Genomic DNA, 4,642 nt, shown 5'->3' with positions numbered 1-4,642 from the left:
TGTGCGGAGGTGGGACGAAATCGAATTCTAACGAATTAACGATTTCTGTCCCACTCTCTTTTTCTTTTCTTATGGTAAGATGGCAATAGCACGAACAGGTGAACCAGTTGCCTTGTCCCAATGAGGGAACGCAATCGAAATCAAGGCACCAACAGCTGGTACTTGATCCAATTGATTCAATACTTCTACTTGGTAGATGTTTTGTTCCAAGAGATAATATTCATTGACCAAACCATGTTCTGCTGCTGGAATACCCGCATCGGTATCAAAGGTTTCATGGCCTACTGCTTTGACATGGCGTTCATGAATCAAAAATTCTAGAGCTTCACGGCTCCATCCTGGACTTTGTTGAACCCCATTTTCATCAAGGTTACGCATGGCATCTTGATCTGGCCAACGTTTTGACCAATCACTACGGAAGGCCACAAAGGCCCCTTCTGCAATTTGTCCATGCTCTGCTTCAAAGTCTAAGATATCTTGTTTGCTCAAGATAAAGTTTGGATTGGCTGCAACTTCTTTCGATTTGTCGATGACATAAAGTGGCAAGAGAAGATCTTTGAGAGCAATCTCATCCAACCAACGACCACCTTCCACAAAGTGAATCGGCGCATCAATATGTGTTCCGTATTGCCCCACAACCGTGAATTTTTGAACATGAAAACCATCTTTGAGTGTAAAGAGGTCCTCTTGCTTCAAGGCTGGAAGAGCTGGAAAGTGTGGGCTATCGGCATTGATTTGGTGACTCAAATCCACCCATTTTTTAGCTTGCAACTCATGATAAATACTTAGTAAATCTGACATTCTTTCTTCCTCCTGCTTATAGTTATACATTAAGCAATGAATGAATTCATTGTATCACTCTAGAGCTTGATAAACAAGGGGTTAGGATAATCCAATATCTTTGATCTATCTATAGTTTTAACTTATATCGAAACACAAAAAGAGCGAGGACCAGTCCTCAACTCCTTTTGTCTATCCATTTTTAAAAGCATCTAACAGCACTTGAAATTCTTCATTGGTAAGCGTAATCCCCTTGCCCATCTTTGTATGATCGGGGCTCCAGGTCCGGATATCATACTTAGCTGGAGCACCGTTAAAACTTACACGGTTCAATTCCTTGGTCCAACCCTTGTCATTTTCTGACAAGACCAGTAGATGTTCTTCGATTTGGAATGAAAATTCTGCCATTTCACGACTCCTTTCTTGCCTTCTCATCTCTATTATTCGTAAATCATTTACAAAATCGTTGAAATTATCTATAATATATTGTATCAAGTTATGGAGAATTTAGCTATGAAAAAATTTCTCGAGATCGTTAAAGACCGAGCAAATGAATTTTTCAATGGAAAAGTCAGTACCCCTGCCCCATTAGAAGATGAGAGAATTATTGAAATCATTCAACAAGCATTGCGAAAAAAACAAGGGGTTCATGTTATTTTTTCAAACAAGAGTTTTACAGGCGATATTGTCAAGTATGACCAAGAACGCCGACAACTGATCGTGAAAAATTTTAAAAAGAGTATGTCTACGATTATTCGGATTTCTGAGATCCAGAAAATCAGTTTGGTTCCCAATAATATTCGCATCGCCCAACAAAAAGGAGAGGTTTAACCCTCTCTTTTTTTGTTATACTCGAACAGTTTTACTTGCGCCATCTTTTGAGTAAAGATTGATCAAACCTTCTTGACAAGAACGGATCATATCTCCTGGTTTGACTTCCTGTGGAACGGTGATGGTAAGGAGTTCCATCGGATTTGGTGCACGATCAATTTTAACACCGTCTTTATCGTGCAAATCCTGAATATGGCATTCAAAATGACGGAAGCCTGGTCCGTAGAATTCCACTTGGTCCCCTTCATTGATCACATTCCGTTGACGAATCGTCGCGGTCATGGTAGATGGATCAAAGTCTACGACTTCTCCTACAAATTTGTATTGAGGAATCTTCCGACGTGCTCCAAACAATTGTTCATTTTCGGTAGGTGTTTGGTAGTAGAATCCAGTTGCCAATTCACGTTGAGCGACTTTCCACAATTCATTGATCAAATCATCCTTGATCGCATAAAAGGCTTCTGGACTTTCCATATAAGCATCACAAGCGGCCTTATAACAGTTGGCAACCGTTGATACATAATGGACTGATTTCATCCGACCCTCAATCTTCAAGCTGTCAACTCCATTGTCAATCATATCAGGGATATGTTCGATCATACACATATCCACAGCTGACATAGAGTATTCTTCTGGGATTTGGCCTTTCACACTCTTGCGTTCTCGACCAAACGGCATATCATAAAGATCGTATTTCCAACGACAAGATTGGGAACAGCCCCCACGGTTGGCGTCTCGGTCAGACATGTGGTTGGAAAGCGTACACCGTCCTGAATAGGAAATACACATGGCTCCATGCACAAAGGCCTCAATCTCAAGGTCTGTACGTTTACGAATCTCAGCCAACTCTTCCATCGATACTTCACGCGCCAATACGACACGGGTCAATCCATATTCTTTCCAGAAATGGAAGGTTTCTACATTGGTCGCGGAAGCTTGAGTAGACAAGTGAATATGAAGACCTGGTGCATAGGTTGAGCAGATCTCAATCAAGGCTGGGTCTGATACAATCACGGCATCCAGTCCCATATCCCGCAATTCACGGAACCACTCACCAGCTCCTTTTTCATTTCCTTCATGTGTCACCATGTTCGACGCAACGTGGACATCTACCCCGTGTGCATGAGCGTACTCAATCCCTTCGCGAAGCTCATCCATGGTGAAGTTTCCTGCTCGACTACGTAAGCCATAGGCTTGTCCACCAACGAAGACAGCATCTGCCCCGTAATTCACAGCAACTTTTAATTTTTCTAAGGTTCCAGCAGGTACCAAGACCTCTGGACGTTTTTTTGTATTTATCATGTTTTCTCCAATTTACAAGATTGTCGATTTATGAATCGCCTCTTCGTTCCCTGAAAATGGAAAACTCTCAAACGAAGAAGCTGCTATTGTTTCTATTATTTTACACGATCTGGCGCATAATCGTAAAAGCCAGTGTCAAGCCCCCGATTGGCAGGATGCAATTTACGGATTTCTTCATCAAAGAGATAGGCTTGATCTTGCGTGAAGGTTCCTTTTTGGATCAAATCACGGGCTTTGATAAAGTATTCTGTAATCTTGACAAAGTTCTCACCCGGACAGTACACACCATCCAGTTTCCAATGATCATACCCATGTTCCACCAACTCAGAGAGCTTGGTCATCATATCCAAATCATTGTTCGAAAAAATATGTGTTCCATGCTTGTCTTCGTAGACAGAGTAATGGGAATCCGGATCTCCCGGCTCTGCTAGGAACAAATCACGCTCCTTGGTAACCGATTCTTCTGTCTTGATAAAGTTATAGTAGTTATGTAGCAAAGGACGCTTCGAATGGTGAATAATGCTGGCACCATAGACCAAGATTTCAGCTGGTATCTGTAAATTTTCTGCCATCATAAACAGTTCAGCAGATGGAATTTCACGAGCCAAAACAGCTTCAGAAGCACCTGCCTGTTTCCCCCAGAAATTAATCTGGCGACTTGAAGTGACCATGGTAGAGGCATCATAAATAGTTTTAAACGGATAGCCGTCACGCTTCAGGACATAAAAAACGCCCGCATCTCCGACAGTAATATAATCAGCCTGAATGTCCTTCAAAAAATCAAGGAAAGGCTTGATTGAATCCATCATCGATTGGTGCATGAGTGCATTTACAGCTACTGTCAATTCTTTGCCAGCAGCATGGACTAATTGGGCAATTCGATTTATTTCGTCATAGCTTAAAGTTTGAGGCAATCGTAATCCGTAGTCTGATTCGCCAACATAGATCCGGTCAACCCCTGCATTGATCAGGGCTTGGGCTTGCTCCACACTCTCCGCTGTTGCTGTAATAATTATATTTTTCATAGATCCATTATAACAAAAATTCCCCTATTCATAAAAAATTTCTTCATTTTGTAAAATTTGTAACATTTTTGTAACATTCAACTGCATGAATTCATGGTAGAATAGTAGAGAACTGTTAGGAGAGAGAATATGCCCGTAAGAAATTTAAGACACTATGATGAGGAATTCGATTATCTCGAATTAGTAAAAGATCAAGAAATAACCCCTATTCAGGATTATATGCCTGAAGTTGAACCCGCACCCCAATTAGGTGAATTGCTGTACTTTTTGAATATTGCGGTTTTCTGTGTATTGACAGTTGTTTTTAGCTTTGTCTTTTTAGCAACAAAAATGAATACCTTCTTCGCCTTTGCTTTAGCGATTGCTTCTAGTTTTGCTAGTATTCAAGGTTTTAGAATCTACTTCAATAAAAAAAGAAAATAAAAAGTCAGGTCTGCCTGATTTTTTTGTACAAATTTTTAATAGAAAATGATATTTCAAAATAAAATATAATGAGCAATTAATCATTTAACTTCAAAAAAATGAGGCATAGAGAGCCTTAGAACATAGATAAGCTATTTTATCAAAGCAAAATAAGTTAAGAAATTCTGCAAAAAAATATAAATGTATTCTAATTTTTTGAACAAATCAAGAAATACTTAAACTTTCCGATGTGAGAAAAATGAGGCTGGGACAAAAGTCCTAGCCTCTTCTTGTTTTTGGAT

At 40.0% G+C, this 4,642-nt stretch carries 6 protein-coding genes; 2 read left to right on the top strand and 4 right to left on the bottom strand.

Going from position 1 to position 4,642, the window contains the following annotated elements; genetic code table 11:
- Positions 1 to 69: 69 nt before the first annotated feature.
- Together BTU61_RS05320 and BTU61_RS05315 are read right to left on the bottom strand one after the other, a co-directional pair.
- Entirely contained in the window at positions 70 to 801 is a 732-nt protein-coding gene (locus BTU61_RS05320) for a cyclase family protein (RefSeq protein ID WP_200772647.1), read from the bottom strand.
- Between the two features lie 171 nt (positions 802 to 972).
- On the bottom strand, positions 973 to 1,188 hold the full coding sequence (locus BTU61_RS05315) for a YdbC family protein (protein ID WP_200772646.1): 216 nt from the start codon (positions 1,186 to 1,188) through the stop codon (positions 973 to 975).
- Positions 1,189 to 1,278: 90 nt separating this feature from the next.
- Between BTU61_RS05315 and BTU61_RS05310 the strand changes: the two genes are divergently transcribed.
- Complete coding sequence (locus tag BTU61_RS05310; RefSeq protein ID WP_013903885.1) at positions 1,279 to 1,611, top strand: hypothetical protein; 333 nt, start codon at positions 1,279 to 1,281, stop codon at positions 1,609 to 1,611.
- 15 nt (positions 1,612 to 1,626) lie between these two features.
- Here the strand turns inward: BTU61_RS05310 and BTU61_RS05305 are convergent, their stop codons facing one another.
- Entirely contained in the window at positions 1,627 to 2,913 is a 1,287-nt protein-coding gene (locus BTU61_RS05305) for a peptidase U32 family protein (protein WP_200772645.1), read from the bottom strand.
- Positions 2,914 to 3,008: 95 nt separating this feature from the next.
- Positions 3,009 to 3,938: a peptidase U32 family protein gene (locus BTU61_RS05300; RefSeq protein WP_200772644.1), complete on the bottom strand. Its 930-nt coding sequence runs from the start codon at positions 3,936 to 3,938 to the stop codon at positions 3,009 to 3,011.
- A 129-nt stretch (positions 3,939 to 4,067) separates the two neighbouring features.
- Here BTU61_RS05300 and BTU61_RS05295 point away from each other — a divergent pair, with 129 nt between their 5' ends.
- On the top strand, positions 4,068 to 4,361 hold the full coding sequence (locus BTU61_RS05295) for a DUF3270 family protein (protein WP_200772643.1): 294 nt from the start codon (positions 4,068 to 4,070) through the stop codon (positions 4,359 to 4,361).
- The last annotated feature ends 281 nt before the right edge of the window (positions 4,362 to 4,642 follow it).

Origin of the sequence: Streptococcus lactarius, assembly GCF_016642265.1 — a bacterium.
Taxonomy (GTDB): domain Bacteria; phylum Bacillota; class Bacilli; order Lactobacillales; family Streptococcaceae; genus Streptococcus; species Streptococcus lactarius.
The sequence above is the reverse complement of the archived record's forward strand: the minus strand, read 5'-3'. Positions and strand labels throughout refer to the sequence as shown.